We start from the raw sequence: 22,946 nt of genomic DNA on the forward strand, positions 1-22,946 counted from the left end.
CGTTAACTCACTTGTGAAACCCGATTTTTCGGGAACCGTACCCGCCCCTGAGACGGTGGCTTGTATCATCAGGGGGCGGGTTGCTCTGACTTACTTGGAAAACTCGTTAACTCACTTGTGAAACCCGCCCCTACTTGCCGTTCGCCCCTACTTGCCATTTTGCGTAAGTCCTGAAAAAATCGGAAAGTATAGCAATGTGCGCACTTAATTTTTACAAATTGTAGGAGGTTTCCAATAGCCAAAAGCCTTATATTATAAGCCATTCATTTTCCCTGTTCCCAGTTAAGTGTTCCCTGTTCCCTGCGTGCAGCGGTATAGCTATAATCAAGTTGAGAAATTTTGCTCTAATAAATATTCTTGAAAAATTGGTTTAACGGCGAATAAGGTTGAACTTTGGTCTTCGATTTTTTCTAGGAGCGATCGCTTTCTTAAAGACCTAACGGCCTTGAAAATATCGGAGTCGGAGCGCTCGCTATTTTCCCGAAACCAAGATATGGAAACAGGTTCTTTTTGAGAGCTTATTTGTAATAAAATCTGTTTTTCTAACTCAGATAACCGACTTAAATGTTGTTCTAAAATAATAGTTAATTCTTCTCCTAAAAATAGAGGTTTGTATTGCAAATATTCTCCTACTCTACCTTCAAATAAGTCTTTAATTCCTGTGGCTGCAATTTTTAACCAGTGGGGGTTGCCTCCATAAATATGGATTAATTCTGACCATTTTTCTTTATCTAATAAACCTTCTTTTTCTAATATTTTATTGGCGGTTTTTCCTAAGTTTTCTAGTTTTAAACAGGAAATGGGGGCATTTTTATTTTTTAAATCGACTATTTCTAAAGGTAATTCCCAACTGTTAAAAATTAGACAGCTTTTATGGGATAGTTCAGCAATGGTTTGAAAAAGGTTTCTATAGTTTTCGTATCCCGATTGATAATGACCAACTAATTTTTCTTTTTCTAAGATTTGATGGAGGTCATCTAATATTATTAAACAGCGATTATTTCGTAAATATTCTATTAGTAAAGATAGCTGTTCTTCTTGTTTTTGGTTTTTGCCATTTTGGGGAGTATTAGAAAAAAATTGAATTAAAGATTTAAGAGTAGTTTCTAGGGTGGGTGCGCTACGAAAACTCCGCCAAATTATATAATCGAATTTATCTTCTATTTCTGATAGTAACTCAAGAGCGATCGCTGTTTTGCCTATACCGCTCATTCCCGATATTGCTATGAGGCGAGTTCGTTTTTCCAGGAGTAAATTTTTGAGGGTGGCGAGTTCCTGGGAGCGATCGCAACAATATTCTAGGTCTGGTGCTTCCGAGTGATCGATATGGGGTTTGCTGTTGTTTGGGGAAGGAGAACTATTTGTCTGTTCCTGTTTGGGAAGTGCTGACGGTTGTGAAGTGTTTCCGCAGACACTGACATTACCGATGTGTCCGATATGTCTACTGAAGACTGAGAGATTCGAGACTCGCCACCTGTCGAACATTGCTCGCAGATTAGATTTCTTTATTTGTTCTCCATCGTCCAGACTGTGTGAGAGTGTTTTCCACAATCGAGAAGCCACCTTTTTAACATGAACCTCCGTACAATGATAGGAGTTAGCAATATCCGAGTATTTTTCACGCTCCCAGGTACCGCGCAAAATCGACTTTTGCAAGTCATCCAAGGGTTTTCCCGTGTGGGCCAAAACCTGTTGGTCTGCCCATGTTAATAATTCTTGGAAGTCCATGAGAATTGAGTGGGTTTAGTAGATTTAGTAGATAAGGTTACTTTATCCTACTTTTTCCTACTTGGTAAAGACTAATTTAGATATCTCCAGAAAAAAGGGAGTAGGGATGTTGCAACATATTTGTAGGGACGTTCCATGGAACGTCCCTACAAATTAAGGGGAAATAATTGATGATTTCTGTAGGACAATTAATGTTCTTTTTTCCAACATTTTTATCTTAATAATGGCTTTGTTGCATAAAAGTAGGGTTCTTAGCATCCATTCCACATTAAGAGATGAATATTCAGTGAGATGGGCATCCTGCCCGTCCGAAAATATAACTTTTTCCTACTTAGTTATTGGTAGTGGAACGTTTCATCTAAAACGGTGCAATAGTAGGGGCGGGTTTTTGAGGAAATTTCCATGCTTACTCTAAAATTTACATAAACCCGCCCCTGGGACAGCGGCAAGGGGGCGGGTTTATCTGACAAACCCATGAAAACTTGTTGTACGGACGTATCGCTGCGCGACATGAAGCGCATTTTTGTTATGCAACCTCCCTACGGTTAAACCCGCCCCTACATAGCCTGATTTCCTAATGCACTATTTAAGATGAAACAATCCACTACTGGACTAAAATATCACTTTTTCCTACTTAGTAGGGTAAAACTCAACAGAATAAACTACCTACTAAATCCAACTTTTTTTTACTGACAATATTGACTTTTACAAATAAAATTGCTAATAAATTGCGTAAAAAATCCGGTTGAGAAACCCAGTTTCTTTGCGTAAGGTGTTGATGGGGTAATTCCTGTTAGATTATAGATGGAAGAAACTATGCTGAATTTATCGAATAATTATGCAGTCAGTGGCGCTGACTGCGTAACTCCACTACCTGAAACTTTGGTGGCGATCGACTCCAGGGTTGAAGACTCTGAAATGTTACTTACAGGAGTTAAACCGGGGGTTAAGGCTGTAATTATAGATAGCGGGGAAGATGCTATTCCTCAGATTACTTTGGCTTTATCGAAATATTCTGCTCGTAATTTACAAATTGTTTGTCACGGCGAACCGGGTATTTTGTATTTGGGTAAAACTGCTATTACTGCTGCTACTCTGGAAGGATATTCCCATTTATTAGCGGAATGGTGTGTAGAGGATATTTTATTATTTGCTTGTCAGGTGGCAGGTTTTTCTGGGAATAAGGTTAATGGTTTATTGACTCGACTGCATGAGTTGACAGGAGCAAATATCGCTGCATCAACCCGTCGAGTGGGGAGTAAAGAATTAGATGGTAGCTGGGAGTTGGATAGGGCGATCGGTGAGGTTAATTCTGAGTTGGCTTTTTTACCGGAAGTAGTGGAGAGTTATTCGGGAGTATTGGCAACATTTGGTCAAGCTACTACTTATCCTACAGGCGGCAGTGGAGGTGGTTTTCTAGATGTAGGGAATTTAAACGACGATGGCATCCCTGATATTGTTGCTAATAATTTTGAATCAGATAATGTCTCTATTTTTACAGGGAGACGTAATGGAACTTTTGAAAATCCTTTTATTATTCCAGCAGGAGATGCAGCTCACGGTGTCAATATAGGTGATTTCAACAAAGATGGCCTTGGCGATATTGTCGTTGGTAATTTTAATGACGATAGTGTGTCAGTGTTTTTAAATGCTGGTAACGGTGGTTTTCTGACTCCTCAAACTTTTACAGGAATAAATGGACCTACAGAACTTCAAGTAAAAGATTTTAACAATGACAGTAACCTAGATATAGTAGTTACAACCCAATCCATAGGAAATAGTATCATTACCTTACTAGGAGAGGAGATGGTAATGGTGGCTTTAGTCAGCTTACAACTCCAGCAACAGGTGCTATTCTTACGGCTACAGAAGATTTTAATCAGGATTCAATCCTAGACCTTGCCACTACTCAATTCATTAATGGTAGTTTCACTCCTTTTATTTCCATCTATTTAGGCAATGGCACTGGTGGTTTTTCTACTCCTGTTCAATATAATACAGGTGGAAATTCCTTTGATGTGGAAGCAGGTGATTTTAATAATGATGGTAGAATAGACTTAGTTGCCTCTAACCAAGACTCAGACAATATTGCTGTTCTATTAGGCAAGGGAAATGGAACTTTTGGTAGTCCTACCTTACTTGGTACAGGTGATGCACCTACTTGGATGAGTGTAGCCGATCTGAACAAAGACGGTTTTGATGATGTGGTAGTTGAAACGAGCAATAATCTTCTAGTCTTCTTAGGAAAGGGGAATGCTCAATTTGCTTCTCCTATCAATTTTCCCACAGCCGGAGGTACACACTTAGCAGATATTGACAATGACAATGACTTGGATATCATCGTGAACAGAGACTCTTCTGGTCTCTCAGTCATCAAAAACACATCCCTCATCGGTAACAACAAAAACAACACCCTCAACGGCAATAACAAAGCCAACTTCATCAACGGCCTCGGTGGCAAAGATAAATTAAGAGGCAAAGGCGGTAACGATACCATCTTAGGAGGAGGCGGAAACGATCGCCTAGATGGCAACGGAGGTAACGACATCCTCACAGGAGAAGCAGGAAAAGATATCCTTAACGGTGCAGCAGGAAACGACACCCTAACTGGCGGTAAAGGTAACGACACCCTCAATGGCGGCGGTGGACGAGACCGACTCAACGGTGACGGAGGCAACGATGTATTAATAGGCGGTAGCGGTAACGACACCTTAGTTGGTGGCAGTGGAAAAGATGAACTAACTGGCGGTAGTGGCAACGACGTACTCAATGGTGGAGGCGGTGCTGACAAATTTATCTATAACACTGGCAGAGGATTTACCAGAAAAAGTATTGGTCAAGACAAAATAACTAACTTTGTCTTAGGTACTGATACAATAGTCTTAGATAAAACCACATTCCGAAGCTTAAACAGCAGAGCAGGTGACGGTTTTAGCAACGACAGTGAATTTGATGTAGTCAGGAACAACTCCGCAGCATCCGGTAGCAGCGCCGAAATAGTTTATGCATCATCCAGTGGTAACTTGTATTATAACCCCAACGGTAGCGATGCAGGTTTTGGTGGTGGCGGGCAGTTTGCCAAGTTAACTGGCGCTCCCGATCTAACAGAGAGCGACTTCTTGATTCAGAATTAGTTGTTGAGTAGAAACGTAGTAAAAACCCGGTTTTTTAGAAAAACCAGGTTTCTGGGTTGGCATTATACATCAATATTGTAGGGACGTTAGCATTTTTGTTATGCAACGTCCCTACTGTGGTTTACCGTGCAGGAAAACCGCTGTAAGTAACAAGCTAACTTTTTCCATTGAAAAAGTTGACAACTTGCTACAAAAATTAGAAATCAAATAATTATCAATTATCCACGATCAAAGGAACGGGCAAGATGCCCATGGAACAACACTATTAAAATCATCCCGGATTTACTGATAACTGATAACTGACAAAGGAACGGGCAAGATGCCCATGGAACAAAACTTTTTGAATCCAAAAAGTCTTCTATTTAGTACAAAAGTTAGCTAATCAAATAACTATCAATTATCCATTATCAATTATCCATTATCCATTATTCTTCTGCTGCTTGCTGTATCAACTTCCGAGCTACAGATTGAGTACCTGTATGTTGAAAATAATTTGTTGTCTTATCCATAAACGCAGCTACAACATCTAAAGCGTCATCAGAAAAGTCGATAAAACCACCGATACTGTCAAAAATACCTTCTGGCGTTAAACCAACTGAACCGACTAAGTTATCCATCCATCCCTGAACTGCTCCGAAACTTTCAGTAATAAAGCCAAATTTGTCATCTCCAGGAATGGCATCGCTAACTGCACCAAAAACAGGATTATCCGCAAAAGCGCTTTCACCCTCTCCATCAAGGGTATCTTGTACTTTTTGCAGAAAATCTGGACCCAAAGGCAACAAACCATCAATACAAACCAAACCTGCCATTCGCATTAGAGATGGACCATGATACTCCTCTGCCAGGTTGGTCACAAATTCTCCAGGATTAAGAATAGGCAAACCATTGAGTTTACTATAAGCTATCAATTCTGCAACAATTTTTAGGCACAAGTCAACAGATTGAGTTGTATCAGCTTTGGGAGTTAAGGCGCCCAAAAAGCTTAAAAAGGGGATTTTTTCACTAACTATTTCGGCCATAGCTGCTGCTGCCAGAGCGCCATCTACATTATCAACTAGGTTATAATACCACATAGCTCCCTGATATCCATTATCCCCGTCATTGTATAGCTGGATCGCTTTGTTGCCGATCTCTAAAATTCTGTCGGCATCCGACTCTCCTGTGACTACTTCAATAGTTTGGTTAAAACCTACTACATTTTCCCACTCACCAGGAACTACAAAATCTAGGGCATTGAGTGTTTTGACTGTGAGATTATCACTAGGTAGTTCATCTAGTAATTCTTTAATTGAATCGCTCATTTTTAACTCCTTTTTTCAATTATCAGTTATCAAGCAGATGCACTCTACCTTATCAGGACTTATGCACCAAGCACCATATCTAGTAGGGGCAAATGGCATTTGCCCTCTACAGATAGCGTTTTATCTAAGGATTTGCGTAAGTCCTGTTTATAAAACATCATATAGCAGTCCTACTAAATAGGTTGTCAGATTTTATCTTAGGGGTTTGGTTTGCAAATCTTTCGGAACTTGGCTTTGGAGACCAAACCCCTACAGTTTTTTCTCACAAATAATTTCTTATAGCTATATGACTTACGCAGAAACCGGGTTGATATAGAATCCCGATAATTAGTTGATGAAAAACTTTTGTATGTCCTCTCTTGATTTTTTCTTTCTGCCCCCCTTTCAAAGGGGGGTTGGGGGGATATTTTCTACCGCCTTTCTTAGTGTTTATTATACTTCTAACAATGTCTCAAATAATGAGCAGATACATAACCGTAACAAGGATGTGAAATTTTTGCCCAATCCCCGTGGTAAGCAATTACACGAACACGAGTACCTCGATGTAATCTGCCGACAATCTTACCCCAAGGATGTGTTCTCACTCGTAAATTTTTATAACGAGTTGCTACTCGACGACACTTACCATGATATGTATGAGCGAGTTGCTCTTCTCCTTGAGTTTGAGTAGGAACTGTAGTTACTGACTCATCAACAATAAGAGTCTTTGCAGATGATCCTGCTGCTATAGAACTAAGACTAATACTAGAAACAGCAGCAATAGATAATAAGGTACTCATTGCTGCAGATTTCGTCCAAGTTATCATCCGTTTCATTTTCTATTTCTCCACTAGGATTTGAGAACTTCTGATATCTGGTTCATCTTCTCAGAAAATATTGTCTAAGGTAAAACATTTAATATTAATTTTATTTCATTAACAACTATAAAAATTGCCCTGAAAATATTGACATTAAACTAATATTATGATAAGCACAGAGAAGAGTGATTTTGTAAGCAATTAGCGGTCAACTATTTATTTTAGTTTGAGATAAGATAAAAGCTTGGCTTTGTTGAGGTAAATTGAATCTTACTATCAAAACCGACTTGAAAGGTTATATTTATTTAAAGTCATTTTCAGCTCTTAAATAGGGTTTGCTGAATGGGAGCGCATTCCGCAGGAAATGCTTATACTTATATAATTATTGCTCATCAATTTATACTTTATTCTCTAGTTAAAAAGTCTTATGTTATCTAATCAAAAAATCTATGAAGGTAAAGCTAAAATTCTTTATACCACAAACGACCCAGAAATATTACTAACTTATTTTAAGGATGATGCGACAGCTTTTAATGCTCAGAAAAAAGGCAAAATAATAGGAAAAGGCAAGATTAACTGTACTATTTCTAGTTATATTTTTCAAATATTGAAAGCGAATAATATACCTACTCATTTTATCGACTGTCCTCAATCAGATCAAATGCGAGTCCGAAGGGTAAAAATTTTACCCATAGAAGTTATTGTCAGAAATATTGCTGCTGGTAGTCTTTGCCGACAAACTGGATTAACGGAAGGAACTATTTTGAAATTTCCCTTAGTAGAATATTGTTACAAAAATGACGATTTGCAAGACCCACTTCTAACACGCGATCGCCTTTTATTATTAGAGTTAGCTACCCCAGAACAATTAGACCAAATCCGAACCTTGACTTTGAAAATTAATGATTTGCTGACAAATTTATTTAACCAATGTCAAATTACCCTTGTGGACTTTAAAATCGAATTTGGCCTAGATAAGGATGAAAATTTAATTCTCGCGGATGAAATAAGTCCAGATAGCTGCCGACTTTGGGACTTATCTCAAGCTGACCCAAACCAGCGAGTTATGGACAAAGACAGATTTCGTCGCGATCTTGGCAATGTAGAAAATGCATATCAACAGGTTTTGGAAAGAATTTTAGCTCATCAAGGTTCAAATACCCCTTAATATTGTAATATCTTACAATTTATATGAAAATTTCACTGCTTTGTGGATTTTACGGGATGTAATAATATGCGCTTGTCTCCGTTTTTAGTGGCCATTTTTGCTGTTTCATCAACTTTTGGCATCTCAAAGTCTGGTAATGCTCAAATATCAGAAACTGATATAGATAATGATTTAAGTTCTGTATCAGTTATTTCAAAAACAGGGTTTACTCAATTTTCTTCTGCCAAGTCTGTGAATGAGAGTGAAAGTTCACGGTTCCCGATCAATCAGAATTTACTTTTGGCAAAATCAACAGAAATTAAATCTGAACCATCAGTTAATAAACAATTTATTTCGACGATTCCTAATCCAGAAATAATTGTCAATCAGAAGGAAAATTCTCAGAATTTACTTTTGGCAAAATCAACAGAAATTAAATCTGAACCATCAGTTAATAAACAATTTATTTCGACGATTCCTAATCCAGAAATAATTGTCAATGAGAAGGAAAATTCTCAGAATTTACTTTTGGCAAAATCAACAGAAAGTAAGTCGGAACCTTCTATTAATAAACAATTTATTTCGACGATTCCTAATCCAGAAATAATTGTCAATCAGAAGGAAAATTCTCAGAATTTACTTTTGGCAAAATCAACAGAAATTAAGTCGGAACCTTCTATTAATAAACAATTTATTTCGACGATTCCTAATGAAGATGAACTGGTAAAACCAAATAGCAATATCAAACCTACTTCAACAGAATTAAAAGAATATACTGCCCCTTCATCAGAACAAGCACAAACTTCCCCAGGAGAACAAGAACCCCTAGTATTAGTCGCTGAAGTTTTTGTTAGTGGAGTAAATGATCCTGAACTCCTAGATCAAATTTACCAAGTCGTCGGTACTCAACCAGGACGCACAACTACTCGCTCTCAACTACAACAAGACATTAACGCTATCTTTGCCACTGGTTTCTTTCAAAACGTGAGAGCAATACCAGAAGATACTCCCCTGGGTGTAAGAATTACTTTTGAAGTCACACCCAACCCTGTATTGACTGCTGTAATAGTAGAAGGAGCGCAAGTCTTTCCTGAGAGTGAAACCGAGAGAATATTCGGCAAGCAATATGGGGAAACTCTGAATCTAAATGTTTTAGAAAAAGGCGTTGAACAGGTTAACCAGTGGTATCAAGATAATGGTTATGTTCTCGGACAAGTGATCGGTGCGCCCCAAGTTGCTGATGATGGTACTGTCACCTTAGAAGTTGCAGAGGGAGAAATTAAAGATATTCAGGTGCGTTTCGTGAATGCAGACGGCGAAACAGTCGATGAAGAAGGTAACGAAATCGAAGGTAATACCCGTGAATATATAATCACCAGAGAAATTGAGTTGCAACCAGGGGATGTATTTAAGCGAGAGACAGCAGAAAAAGATATTAGAAGAGTGTTTGGGTTAGGAATTTTTGAAGATGTGAGATTGGGGTTAGAACCAGCACCAGACGATCCTAACAAAGCAGTTGTAACTGTGAATATTGTAGAGAAAAGTACAGGTTCTGTAGCACTTGGTGGTGGTATTAGTTCTGCAAGTGGGTTGTTCGGTACAGTAAGTTATCAACAGCAAAATATTGGTGGTAATAATCAAAAGTTAGGTGCTGAGTTTCAGGTTGGTGAACGCATATTTTTAGCGGATGTTAGTTTTACAGATCCTTGGGTTGGTGGCACTGATAATCGACTATCCTACACGGTTAATGCTTTCAGACGGCGATCTATTTCAGTGATTTTTGATTCTGATGAAGATGCTGGTCAGCGGGATGTCGATTTGCCTTCGGATGGTGAGAACGGTGACAGACCAAGGGTTGTGCGGACAGGAGGTGGCGTTAGTTTCACTCGTCCGTTTATTCCTAATCCCTTTGTCGATCCACAGTGGACTGCTTCTTTGGGATTAAAATATGAACAGGTAGAAATTCAGGATGCAGATGGTGCAGTTCAACCAAGGGATGAATTAGGTAATAAAACGACTGTTGATGATTCTGGTAAAGATGATCTATTTACTGTTCAATTTGGTATTGTCAACGATCAACGGGATAATCCTCGACAAACTACTTCTGGTAGTTTACTAAGGTTGAGTACAGAACAGTCTCTTCCTGTAGGTTCAGGATCGATTTTTTTCAATCGTTTACGAGCTAATTACAGTTATTTTATGCCAGTAGATTTTACTCAGTTTACTGATGGACCTGAAGTTTTAGCAGTGAACTTACAAGGAGGTCATATCACAGGAGACTTACCTCCTTATGAGGCTTTTCCATTAGGTGGTAGTAACACAGTCCGTGGGTATGAAGATGGTTCCCTGGCAGCAGCTCGTTCTTTTCTGTTAGCAAGTGTTGAGTATCGCTTTCCTATATTCAAGGTTTTTGGTGGTGCTTTATTTGTTGATGCTGCAACATCACTTGGTAGTCAAAGTTCTGTTATTGGTAATCCTGGAGGTGTCCGGCAAAAACCAGGAAATGGCATAGGTTATGGTGCTGGTATTCGGGTACAGTCTCCTCTCGGTCCGATTAGAATTGATTATGCTATTAATGATGAGGGTGATAGTCGTTTTCACTTTGGTATTGGTGAGCGTTTCTAATATTAGAGGTGTGGTCGTCGTTTCGCGTCAGCGTTATGGAGCAAATAACCGTGAATACCTGTGCATGAGTAACCACTGACGGTAGGGACGTTCTTATGCAATGTCCCTACACATCAATGTTTTAGGTTATGTGACGCTTTGTATCAGTTTGATGAAGCAGCAGATATCTGAGACAAAATCTTTAACTAAGGTTTTTATTTCAATCAGCCACAAAAAAATGATAATCTTGTAGGGATGCTGACAACATCCCTTTTTTATGGTGCTTTAATCAGTATTTATACTGTATTAATTATCTCTATTTAATTTTTTTGATTCGTCAAATTCTCAGGAAAATTGTCAGCGTAAATACTGACTTAATTGGTGACTAATATGACTTTCTCCTAACTTTATACTACATTATATGATGCGGAATGTAGGTTATATAATTGAGGAGTTAAAAGGGCAAAAAATTTAGAACAATTTAGTATAGCTAAACAGTAAAAAGTTTTCTATAGAAAATTAATTAAGCAATTAAGCAGATTTAAGATTGTTTATTGATGAAATGCTAATGCTATGGGAACAAAATTAGTAGATGCACCCAAGATGGTTATTTCAGATGGGGAATGGATAATTTTATTTTTTCTTCCCTTGAAAAAGAGAAGGCTTGAAACCTAATTTTTTTTGCTTAAAACTTATGAGGACTTACTCATGGACGCTATATGTAGGGTGCGTTACTACATATGCAAAGGCACCAAGGCTCTATATATAGTGCCTTTGCGTAAGTCCTGCTTATGTTATAGCAGCTATAGTCTAGAAGTCAAAAGTTTTAGGTGAGCAAAAATTTATCCAATTAGTACAAATGATTTATCCCACATTCAGTACTCAAAGTTGTAGCACCAAAATCATGAAGAGTAGTGCTTGGGTCAGTATTTATACTGTATAAATTATCTCTATCTAACTTTATTTATTCGTCAAATTCTCAGGAAAATTTTCAGTATCAACACTGACTTAATTGTTGATTACTATGACTTTCTCCTGTTTGCTAAGCATTCCGTAGGAAATTATGACTTTTGACCCCGATTACATACTATAATCTGTTATACAAAATATAGGATTTAGACATAATTTAAACACTAATAGTGTATTTTCTCCTATTCAGAGTTTGTATGTGGTGAAAGATATCAATTGTTTGTTTCAGATTTAGCTAGTTTTTGCAGTGATCGCTATCACATAAATAATGTGATTCTCTAGCAATCTATTAAATCAAACTCGAAATTAGTAGATGTAGCCAAGATAGTTAGGTCAGTAAAGATTGATCCAATTACTATGGATGGTTTACTTTATATTACCGTTGTTGATCTGTACGTTCTTGACCTGGTGTAATATTTTCGTCATCCCTTTCTATCTGAGCAGTTTCATCAATCTGAGCAATTAGAACTTCCCATGAGTCTTGTTGACCAAATTGTAATTGTTTTTGAGCTGTAAAATTACTCTTAATTCCTGAAATCATATTGATTTCTGTTGATACAGAGCTAGCAAGAACCATAAAAATAAGTGAGGCTATGTATTTAGACATGATTTAAACATTAATAGTGTATTTTCTCCTGTTCAGAGTTTGTATGTGGTGAAAGATATGAATTATTAGTTTGAGATTTTAGTGGATATTTGCAGTGATAACGATCACATCAATAATGTGATTTTTTAGTTATCTGTTAAATCAAAAACGAAAGAAATTAGTAGATGTACCCAAGATAGTTAGATTAGTAAAAATCTATCCAATTACTATGGATGGTCTATTTTTACTGCGGTTGTTGGTCTCTACCTTCTTGACCTGGTGTAATATTTTTGTCAGAAGACACCAATTATTGTTCAAAAATTTAGGTAGTCTTTGCAGTGATAATGATCACATCAATAATGTGATTTTTTAGTGATCTGTTAAATCGAAGTCGAAATGAGCAGATGCACCCAAGATAGTTAGGTCAGTCAAGATTGCTCCAATTAGTATGGATGATCTTATGTAGATATTAATTATTAGTTTAAGATTTAGTTCCTATATGCCGTGACTACGATCACATAAATAATGTGATTTTTTGCTTAGTCCCTTAAACTAAAGTCAAAATTAGTACAAGATATATTAATTATTAGTTCGAGATTTAGTTACTCTATGCTGTGACTACGATCGCATAAATAATGTGATTTTCTACTTAGTCCCTTAAATCAAAGTCAAAATTAGTAGATGCTCCCAATTATAGTTAAGTTAGTAAAGATTGCTCGAATTAATTCTTTTTTATTCCTGTTGTTCGTCTCCACGAGTTTGACCTGGTGTAATATCCTGCTCCGTTTCATCTGTCTGAGCAATTAGAAGTTCCCATGACTCTTGTTGATCAAATTGTAATTGTTTTTGAGCTATGAAATTACTCTTAACTGCTGAAATTATATTGAGTCCAGTTAATACAGAAGTGGTAAGAATGATTGAAACTATGCACTTAGCCATGATTTAAACATTAGTAATAGTGTGTGTTTTCCTATTCACATTTCGTGTTTAGAATCCGGAAACTATACAACTATGCTTAAATCATGTTTTCCTAAGTAGCATTACAAAAGAAAAGTCTGGATCATTTATATAGAAAATTTAAGTTATAGCAAGATTAAAGAAGTTAGAATGGCAGGAAAATTCTCAAAAATAATGTTACAAAAAAAGCATTTCTACTAAAAATACTTAAAAAGGGTTATAATATAGGATTTGCTTAATTTAATATCAAAAAAAATGTGTAAGCATTCCGCAGTTAGCATTTTCTGCGGAATGGTACGCAAACAGTGGTCAGCTTAAATTTTTAGGACTTATACAAAGGCACTGTAGAACTCCTAACTGAATCTATAAAATTAGGTAGGGGATGAGGTGATGGGGAGGTGGGGTTATTTCACAGGGGTAGGGGTTTGGTCTCCCAACCCTCTGCAAAATATGACTTTTCGCTCTTTATTCTCTATACTTTCCACACTTCTTTGTTTGGGGAGTCTGAGAAGGGTGAGGAGTTCCTAAAGTTGAATCTTGGTAATGGCAATATTACCAGCAAAGCAAACATCTACATCTGTTCCTGGAGTACGGTCGCGTTCATCATATTTCCCTGTATAATAAAAATCTTCTCCTTCTACCTGATAAGCTACTGGTAATGGTTGGGTAGATGGTTGGCAAAATATCATTTTTGGGTCTGGTGCTTCTGCTTCTAAATAGGGGAAATTTACGTTCCAAAAAGCTCCTGGTTCAATGGGGCGGTTAAGTAAATCTGTTAATACTATTTGGGCCAAACGAGTTACTCTTGGCCAGTCCACAGGCTTTTTTCCTTGACGATATTGAGACAAAGCTATTCCTGGAATTCTATGAAATGCTGCTTCTCTTACTGCTGCTACTGTTCCCGATATATAAACATCTATACCCATATTACCACCTGAGTTAATACCAGAAATTACCCATTTGACATTTTGACTTATATGTGATAATGCAATTCTTGTGCAATCTGCTGGTGTACCTGCGATCGCATACTCGGTTTCAGAGAGACGCTGGACATTTATCGGACTATTAGTAGTAATTTGATGTCCACAGCCAGATAATTGTCCTTGGGGAGCAACAATAATACTTTTGTCGAGAGAGCCTAGAAGTAAATCAGCATTATTGAGAGCCTCCCAAAGTGCTTTAATTCCAGGAGCATTAATTCCATCATCATTCGTCAAAATAAATGTCATATTCTTTAATAGTTTAAACTTAGTTAACGTTTTTTTACCATATAATATATCTTTGGTATGTATTAAAAGTAATAGACATCTTCAGAAAAGAGGGAACAGGGAACAGTTATGGGGAAAAAGAGATGATTAATTGATTCTTTATGGATAAGAATTGATTATATTTTGAATTTTTGGAAATATCTAATAAGTACGTAAGCAAAATTAATTATATATTCTATTGACTTCTGGTTATTCCTTTCCTTTTCCCTGTTCCCTCTCTCAACTAAAGTTACTATCAGGACTTACGCAGCCACCCTAGATATAGTGCTTAAAACCCCATACGCAATAGTTTTTCAGATCTATTTATATATAGTACCTTTGTGTAAGTCTTGAGTATAATTAGGTTGATTATTATGAAAAATAGTATTATATTGAAATATTTATAAATGTAAGCATTCAGCTATTAATATCAAATCCACTTTTGGAGAATAAAATTAATATTGGCAAAAACTTAAATATTGGTAAGGTTTGGAGATCAAACCTCTACAATATTGAATTGTACCAATATTACTGAATTTGATATTATTTGTGAAATTTATGCTCTAAAGCTAATAGTTGAAAGCTGAAGGCTGAATGCTTACTAATAAATTCAAAGATAAAAATTGGAAAGTCAGTGTATGTTATTACCCGCAGTTTTACACCCTGATATAGTAGAGTTTCTCCGCAAAGAGGTAGAAAGTAATTTACAAAAGAAAGTTTGGGAATGTATTCAAAGATTGAAGCAGCAAAAATTTAATAGTGGACTGCGGGTAAAAAAGCTCAAAGGAATAAACAAAAGAGTATGGGAAGCTAGAATTAATAGTGCTAGTCGCTTAATTTTCACATACGATAAATCACAACGACCAGAAACAGGAGAAACAGAAGTTTATTTAGTAATTCAAGATATTTGTTTAGACCATGATGATGTATCGCGACGTGCTAAAGCCAGACAAAAAAAACCTGATTATGAATGGCTAGAAACAACAGAATTTGAATTAATTGTAGAGACGAAAAGTTTCCAAATTCAAGATGATGATGCAGATGAAAATGTATCATATTCATCAGCAGAAGAAGCGAATATTGAAGCAGCAAAAGCTTTAGATTTAGAAATAAATTCAGATTTCACAGATGACGAGTTATTAGGAAATGTTGAGTGGCGAGTATTAGAGTCAGAAACAGAATGGCAAAAAGCGATTATTGAGCAAAATACAGATTTACCTTTAAAGCTAACGCCAGAAGAATATAAATTAGCTAAATTGTCAGGAAATTTATTATTAAATGGTAGTGCAGGTACAGGAAAAACTACCATCGCATTATATAGAATGCTGCAAAAAAAACCAGGTAGTAATTTAGGGAAACGTTTATATATTGCCTATAACAATTTGCTAGTTAATAATGCTGAAGAACAATTCCAGAAAATACTAACTACGAATAGTCCATTAGAATTAGAATCAGAATCCCAAGACTCAACAAATAAAATAGTTTTTGAATTTAAAAATCTGCAAAAACTATGTTTAGAAATTCTCAGTAATTGTCAAATAAATTATTCTTCTCAAGATGAAGTAAACTATCAAGTATTCTCGGAAATGTACAAAGCCCATCCTAGTAGAAAACAATATTCAACAACTTTAGTTTGGGAAGAAATTAGAGGTATGATTAAGGGTAAACAACTAGAAATTACACGAAGTATTTTATCAGAAAAAGAATATCAAAAAATCAGTAAAAATAGCATAACATCAATGTATGTTAAGCAGAGAAAAGAAATATATAAAATAGCGGAATGGTATCAAAAAAAGCTAGAAAAAGAAAGATTGTATGATGAAATAGATTTAGTCAGAGAAGTGCTGAGATTAATCAAAAAAGATGCTATTGAACAATATGATTTAATTGTTTGTGATGAAGTACAAGATTTAACAGAAATACAGTTAAAATTATTATTTGATTTAGCTTCTCCTAGTGGAAATTTGTTTTTTGCGGGAGATTCCTATCAAATGATTAGTCCTAGTGGTTTTCGATGGGAAACTCTAAAAGATAAATTTTATCCAGATAGAACAGTAGATGAACAAACTCTGAAATTTAACTTTCGGAGTGTAGGTAGTTTAGTAAAATTAGCGAATCAACTACTAAAATTACGTTCTAGATATTTAGCAGAACCGACAATCTATTATTCAAAAACTAATAGTTTTTATGGTCAACCAGCTAGACTAATTTCCGCAGATAATCAAACATTAGTAAGAATATTAAAAGAAACATCCATAAGTCCTGGCGATGCTATTTTAGTTAGAAAAGAATCAGATAAAGAAAAAATTAGAGCTGAACTAAATTCCAGTTTTGTTTTTACAATAGAAGAAATAAAAGGATTAGAATTTGATACAGTTTTTATCGTAGATTTTTTTCAGACACAAGCAAAACTTTGGGGTAAAGCAATACGGGGTGGGGTACTAAAAGAAAAAGAAAAACCACAACTTCAACTAGAATTAAACTTACTTTATGTAGCAATTACCCGTGCCAGTAGAATATTAAATATTTGGGAATCTAAACTTAGTCAACTTTGGCAAGAATCAGAATTAATAGGTTTATTTCAGTCAATAATTCCCGAATTAGTTACAAGTGATCGTATAGAACCTAGTTTAGAAACATGGCGTAAACAAGGAGAATATTATCTCAAAGCCGAATTTTATCAACAAGCAAAAGAATGCTTTAGTAAATCTGGGGATATAACTTTAGAAAAACACACTGAAGCTAAATTATTAATTCAAAAACAACTTTATAATGAAGCAGTAGAAATTTTACTTGAGTTAACAGAATGGCAAGAAGCAGCAGTTTTATTTGAAAAATTAGAAAAGTGGCAAGAAGCAGGAATATGTTGGGCAAACATTGGGGAATATAATCACGAAAAAATTTGTGAAGCTTATCAACTAGAATCAAGTTCAAAATGGTCAGAAGCAGCTAAAAAATGGGAAGAAGTTTCAAATTTTGCTAATGCTAAACGTTGCTGGATGAATGTTCCCGAAAAAAAAGCAGAATATTCTGCTATGGAATTAGAAGAAAAGGAAGAATGGTTAAAAGCTGCCCTTGAATATGAGGTAGCCAAAATGCCAGACAAAGCAATATTTTGCAGAGCTAGAGAATATCAAAAGAGAAACCGATGGGAAGAAGCTATTAGTCGGTATGAATCAGTTGGTATGGACGAAGAAGCTGAAAAATGTCGCCAAGAAGCAATCAATATACTGTATAAACGAGGATTATTTAAGCTAAAAAACAAAGATTATAATGGCGCTCTAGAAGACTATAATCGCGCTCTAGTTTTAGAGTCAAATAATCATCTGTTATATCAGAATAAAGCTATTATTCTGGCGGAAATGGGAAACCTAAAAGAAGCAGCCAAAAATTTTAAAAGAGCATTAGAAATAGAACCCGAACATGTTCAAAGTTATTATAATTTAGGAGCAGCTTATGTAGAACTAGGAGAGTTTAATCTGGCTATAAAAGTTTTTTCCCAAGCTCTGGAATCAGGTTTTCGAGACTATCAAATCTACCAAAACTTAGGAGTAGCTTATTTTAAAGCAGGAGACCACCAAGAAGCTATAGTAAATTATAATCAAGCTATAACACTTAATCCCCATAAACCAGAAATTTATTATAACCGAGGTGTTGCTCATCGTTTTCATGGAAATAATCAAAATGCAATTGATGACTTGACAAAAGTATTACAACTCAATCCTCAAGCAGCAGATGCTTATACCCAACGAGGTATTGTTAAATGTGACATGAGGGATCTCAAAGGAGCAACTGCGGACTTTGATGAAGCTATTAAACTTAATCCGCAAGATCCTGAACCTATCTATAAGCGAGCTATAATTCGTCGTATGTATAAAGATAATGAAGGTTCACTAGCTGATTTTAATGAAGTTATCAAGATTCGTCCTAAGTATGCAGATGCTTACATTAGACGAGGTAGAGTTCGTTTTGAACTTGACGATCATTTAGGCGCCCTAGATGACTTAGACTACGCAGTGCAACTGCAACCTAAAAATGCAGAAGCTTATTATCATCGAGGTAATACGAAACTTAGTCTGTCTAATTTTGATGGTGCAAGATATGACTTTGAGGTGGCGATCACCTATAAGCATGAATATTATCAAGCTTATAACGATTTGGGTGTTGTGTATCTGAGAACAGGAGATATTTTAGCTGCTATCAGAAACTTTGAAACAGCTATACAAATTAACTCCCATTATGCTGATGCTTATAATAATCTAGGTTATACGAAATTTAATCTAGGGTATTCAGGAGCAATAAAACTTTTAGAAAAAGCTATAGAAATTAATCCTAACTACGCTGAAGCATACAATAATTTGGGAAATTGTCGCCTGAAAACAAGAGATTTTCAGGGAGCAATAAGAGACTTTGGAGAAATTCTACGCATTAATCCTAAGCACATTTCAGCTCTGAATAATCGAGCTTTAGCATATTTGAGATTAGAAGATTTCTCCAAAGCGATCGCTGATTGTCATACAGTGCTAGAAATTGCTCCCAACTATGCTTTAGCTTACTACAATTTAGGCTTAATTCACACTGAGATGGGAGATTTAGAGCAAGCCATTTTAGACTACAATGAATCATTAAGACTGTCTCCCCAAAATATTGACAGTTATATGAATCGAGGTCGAGTTTATTATAAGTTAAACAACTATACCCAAGCAGTTCAGGATCAAACCAGTGCTTTGAGTATTAATCCTAATATTCCTCAAGCTTATCGTTTGCGTAGCGAAGGATATATTCAATTAGGACAATTAAAAGAAGCTATTAATGATTTACAGAAAGCAGTAGATATTTACCAGCAACAAGCAAAACCACAAGAATACAAAAATATGAGCGCTTTAATTGAGAAAGTGGAAATCAGGAATCAAGAGTCAAGATTATTTAGGAGTCGAGACCAAAGAAAATCACCAAGATTTACTGGTTATTTTAATAATCTTGATCCGGACTTTAATAGCAAACCAGGTTGATGAGATAATATTGGTCTTTAGAGGTATTTAATACAAACCTGGATTTTATACTTTTTGATCGGGACTGATCACACGCGCAACCAAGAAACCGGGTTTATCGCTCTGATATTGTCGTTAAAACCACGAAATTCTTTCATAAACCCGGTTTCTGCATAAGCCCTGTTAATCTAACTCAGGTGTAACTCCATTCGTTTCTTGTTGATGCTGGTAATCAGAATCACTCCTAACAATATTTGCATCAGATAACCTAAAGTAATCTACCAGCTTTCTGGGAATATCTAGTATTATTGGAACTTTTAAAGAATACTCATACTGAATAGAGTCCGATCTTAATTCATGTACAACTCGTGCCCATCCTTCTCGTAGATGAGATTCGTCTGTTGGCACTTTCTGTACAATAAGTTCCACAGGTGTTCCTTGATGTGGTCTCTGCGACCACTTATTAGGAAGTTGTTCATAATAAATGGTTTTTCCGTCTTTAATTTTTTGAGCTGAGATGAGAACGACTTTATCAGTTTGATATTTACAACCATTTGCATAATCTGTTCCCATTTTATAAGGTTCAGATGAATATTTCTCCAAGTTATCTATTACCTCTTTCCAAGACTTACTCCCAGGATAATTTTTGAGCTTCTTTTGATCATTTTCATCCTTCCAAGTTTCATCATATTTTACTTCTTTAAAAGAGTCATCAAGCTTGGAAAAATTAGCGTTGTGTTGAACAACTCCACGGTCTCCTAGACTTATGTAAATGAAATTATTAACTGGATAAAGTTCTGCACTTGCATAACCTGGATATAATTCTCTATCAATAATAATAGGGTTTCTTTTCTCTTTCCAAATTTTATATGCTGTAGATACTTCTTGAGTGCTACTTTTGACAATAACTATTCTCAGATTATCAAAAACAGATTTTGAACCAGTCGGAACAAAAGGTAATTCATCTAAACAACATTTTTCTGTAGATAAATTAGGAATTACTTGTCTAATATTGTCTTCTTGTACAACTAAAAGCACATTCTTGCTAGAGTTTTCGCACAAATTTTTCAGATTTTCTACAAAAAAAGTGCGCACTTTTTGTAAAGCTTTCTCTTTTTGATTATCTTTCAATTCTACATATTCTAAATCGTCTGATGCCAATAAAATTTGTGCTTCTTTAACTGATAACCAATTTGTATTATCTTGATTATCTTTTTTATTTTTATTAGCATTCATCAAAAGAAGAGAAATTTTTCCAGTGTCATTATTTATTTGTGTTATGACTGGCATAAGTTTAGCAACATTATTAGATGCAGTTTTGCCTGTTATCCTCAGAACAAAAAAGCTGACAATTAATAGATTCTCTGGCGCATTTAATACTTCTTGATTTGTCAGTTTAACAATTTCAAATTTTTTGTGACAAGGAATATCTAACTGTCTCATTAAGTCACTAATTGCATTATTAACACGACTTACTATTTGGACATCTTTTTCCTCTATAATTTTCTCTTCACCAGTCTTTTTATTGCGTCTTATTTCGTCGTATGACGTGACAATAAACTGACTAACTATATCAAGTTTAGATAGAATTTTAGTATTAATTGTTTTAGGGTCATTTCTGCCATTTTTGTATTCAGGATAATCGGCACCTTGAATGGCAATTAAAGCACAGTCAAATGAACAGTTATATTCATTTTCTACTGCTTTAATCATCTCCATAATTTCTGTTTCCCTACTACTTATTTTTTCCTTGTCATTTTGCTGACAGGAGCTAACAAAGATATTTGCTAAATCCTCAGATGCCCGAATAATATTGATAGGAAGTTTAACTTGACTTTCTTTATAGACTTCATTTTTTAATTCATCAAATCCCTTTTCAACTTTTTTATATAATCTATTAAACTGTTCAGGGATTGATACTAAAATATTTATAGATTTATTTTGTTGTGCAAATTGTCTTAATGGATTTACTTCAGTTAAATGATTTTTATTCCTAGAAACTTTAACATCGCACTCACTTAATGAATTTGTTGGTTCAAATTCAGGGAATTTTTTGAACAAATCAAAAATCAAACGTTTATCATGAGAAAATAAACCTTCTTTAGGAATTTCCATTCTAGTTGGTTTTAGTAATGTTGTTGTTTTTAAAACTAAAACTGTCAAATTTCCAGCATTAAGTTGTTCAGGAATAATTCCATGTTGTGGAATAGCTGAAATAATTTTATCCGGTTCGGGAGTTAAATTGTTTCCTTCCTCCAAACCGTTTAAAACATCTAAAACTTTGTTTCTAAAGATATATTCTCCATCTCGCTTAATTAAACTAACTGCCTGTAAACTTCTATTAAATGGAAGTGTTTTTTTCCAGTAATTTGCAGGTGCTTGAATATGTAAACTAGCAGCACAATTATACTTAGGTTCAAAAGGTTCAGTAATATAACGTCGTATTGAGGGATGAATATAAATCTTGGGCGTTGAATCAAAATAACGGAAACCAACTTTAAAGTTCAAACATAAACTACTTAAACCTTTTAATTGACTATTTTTTAGCTGTTGTGGTTTAGGAGGCCATTCTTGTATTTCTCCTGGATTTGGTGACTTAATAAACTTGTATTTTTCTCTACCAATAAGTATTGGTTCATTTTGAGAATAATTAACAATTTTTACAGCGATCGCATCAGCTACAGCTAGTTTCCAAGATAAACTATTCTTCTCAAAAGGAAGGTCTATTAAATTAATTTTTTGGGATGGTTCTATTGATTCTAATCCTTCTTGAAGTAGCTCATAATCTTCATCTGAAAAATTTTCTCGGTTGCTAAACTCTACACTTAACCAAGATAATAAAACTAATTTTATAGACTCACTATCTATCGGTTCTCCATTAGACATTAACCAATATTGCCTCAAAATTTCATTTTCTTCCTTAGCTATACCTCTACCTGTTGATAACACACCACTAGATGCACGAATAGTATCATTTAATGATGCTACAGGAATGAAATTTTCTCCTGTAGCACGTCTATTTTTTTTCTTAATTTTCTGATAAATCTGATTTAGATTATTGAACAATTCCTCTGGAAAGGATGTATACCAGATAGGCAATGTTTCTTTAATATCGAAACTATAAATTAATTCTTGTAAGATTTTTTTGTCACTCATAATGATTTTGTTCTATGAAAGTAGTGTTCTAAACATCCGTTCTGCTTCCACGGAAGAATATGAAAGGTGGAGCAAGTGCAGCAGCTATATTGCCAGTCTTTGCTATATGGATGTTTGATTTTTCTCTGCTCTGACTTACAGGAGATGTACTATATATAGAATCAAAAAACTATTGTACAAGAGTTTTAAACCTTATATATATGATATATGCCTAAGTCGCGCCACCATAGTTACAGAAGTTTTCCCCAGTAACTATATTGCCAGTCTTTGCTATATGGATGTTTGATTTTTCTATTGTTCATTTCATTTTTCTATTGTTCAATAGT

The 22,946-nt window shown here is 35.4% G+C and carries 12 protein-coding genes and 1 pseudogene; 6 read left to right on the top strand and 7 right to left on the bottom strand.

The genetic code is table 11. From position 1 onward, the window contains the following. Window positions 1–324: 324 nt before the first annotated feature. Window positions 325–1,728 (bottom strand): helix-turn-helix domain-containing protein, encoded by a 1,404-nt coding sequence (locus VKJ25_RS13360; protein WP_324237123.1) that lies wholly within the window; start codon window positions 1,726–1,728, stop codon window positions 325–327. A gap of 816 nt (window positions 1,729–2,544) precedes the next feature. On the opposite strand from VKJ25_RS13360, the gene VKJ25_RS13365 reads away from it, so the two are divergent. The 3 genes and pseudogenes from VKJ25_RS13365 to VKJ25_RS13370 all read left to right on the top strand — a co-directional run bounded on the left by VKJ25_RS13365 (window position 2,545) and on the right by VKJ25_RS13370 (window position 4,862). Then, complete coding sequence (locus VKJ25_RS13365) at window positions 2,545–3,624, top strand: DUF4347 domain-containing protein (protein ID WP_324237124.1); 1,080 nt, start codon at window positions 2,545–2,547, stop codon at window positions 3,622–3,624. Window positions 3,625–3,644: 20 nt separating this feature from the next. After that, window positions 3,645–3,731, top strand: a pseudogene (locus tag VKJ25_RS24640) (hypothetical protein); the annotation flags it as partial. Between the two features lie 15 nt (window positions 3,732–3,746). Continuing rightward, window positions 3,747–4,862 carry an FG-GAP-like repeat-containing protein gene (locus VKJ25_RS13370; protein ID WP_324237125.1) on the top strand — a complete coding sequence of 372 codons (1,116 nt, stop codon included), beginning with the start codon at window positions 3,747–3,749 and terminating at the stop codon, window positions 4,860–4,862. A 425-nt stretch (window positions 4,863–5,287) separates the two neighbouring features. Here the strand turns inward: VKJ25_RS13370 and VKJ25_RS13375 are convergent, their stop codons facing one another. Then, window positions 5,288–6,166: a hypothetical protein gene (locus VKJ25_RS13375; RefSeq protein ID WP_324237126.1), complete on the bottom strand. Its 879-nt coding sequence runs from the start codon at window positions 6,164–6,166 to the stop codon at window positions 5,288–5,290. Window positions 6,167–6,606: 440 nt separating this feature from the next. Further along, entirely contained in the window at window positions 6,607–6,981 is a 375-nt protein-coding gene (locus VKJ25_RS13380) for an SH3 domain-containing protein (protein ID WP_324237127.1), read from the bottom strand. A 409-nt stretch (window positions 6,982–7,390) separates the two neighbouring features. Here VKJ25_RS13380 and purC point away from each other — a divergent pair, with 409 nt between their 5' ends. After that, entirely contained in the window at window positions 7,391–8,131 is a 741-nt protein-coding gene (gene purC / locus VKJ25_RS13385; protein ID WP_324237128.1) for a phosphoribosylaminoimidazolesuccinocarboxamide synthase, read from the top strand. A 66-nt stretch (window positions 8,132–8,197) separates the two neighbouring features. Next, window positions 8,198–10,735 (top strand): BamA/TamA family outer membrane protein, encoded by a 2,538-nt coding sequence (locus tag VKJ25_RS13390; RefSeq protein ID WP_324237129.1) that lies wholly within the window; start codon window positions 8,198–8,200, stop codon window positions 10,733–10,735. Window positions 10,736–12,059: 1,324 nt separating this feature from the next. Here VKJ25_RS13390 and VKJ25_RS13395 read toward each other — a convergent pair. The 3 genes from VKJ25_RS13395 to surE all read right to left on the bottom strand — a co-directional run bounded on the left by VKJ25_RS13395 (window position 12,060) and on the right by surE (window position 14,455). Then, window positions 12,060–12,290 carry a hypothetical protein gene (locus VKJ25_RS13395; protein ID WP_324237130.1) on the bottom strand — a complete coding sequence of 77 codons (231 nt, stop codon included), beginning with the start codon at window positions 12,288–12,290 and terminating at the stop codon, window positions 12,060–12,062. A 711-nt stretch (window positions 12,291–13,001) separates the two neighbouring features. After that, the gene (locus VKJ25_RS13400) at window positions 13,002–13,208 is read right to left on the bottom strand and encodes a hypothetical protein (protein WP_324237131.1); all 207 of its coding nucleotides are present in this window, start codon (window positions 13,206–13,208) and stop codon (window positions 13,002–13,004) included. A 542-nt stretch (window positions 13,209–13,750) separates the two neighbouring features. Next, the gene (surE, locus tag VKJ25_RS13405) at window positions 13,751–14,455 is read right to left on the bottom strand and encodes a 5'/3'-nucleotidase SurE (protein WP_324237132.1); all 705 of its coding nucleotides are present in this window, start codon (window positions 14,453–14,455) and stop codon (window positions 13,751–13,753) included. Window positions 14,456–15,111: 656 nt separating this feature from the next. On the opposite strand from surE, the gene VKJ25_RS13410 reads away from it, so the two are divergent. Continuing rightward, on the top strand, window positions 15,112–19,485 hold the full coding sequence (locus VKJ25_RS13410; protein ID WP_324237133.1) for a tetratricopeptide repeat protein: 4,374 nt from the start codon (window positions 15,112–15,114) through the stop codon (window positions 19,483–19,485). Window positions 19,486–19,647: 162 nt separating this feature from the next. On the opposite strand, the gene VKJ25_RS13415 is transcribed toward VKJ25_RS13410, so the two are convergent. Then, window positions 19,648–22,620, bottom strand: coding sequence for an RNaseH domain-containing protein (locus VKJ25_RS13415; RefSeq protein ID WP_324237134.1), 2,973 nt, complete (start codon window positions 22,618–22,620; stop codon window positions 19,648–19,650). Window positions 22,621–22,946 lie beyond the last annotated feature (326 nt).

This window comes from Okeania sp., assembly GCF_035285525.1.
In the GTDB taxonomy this organism is placed as follows: domain Bacteria; phylum Cyanobacteriota; class Cyanobacteriia; order Cyanobacteriales; family Microcoleaceae; genus Trichodesmium.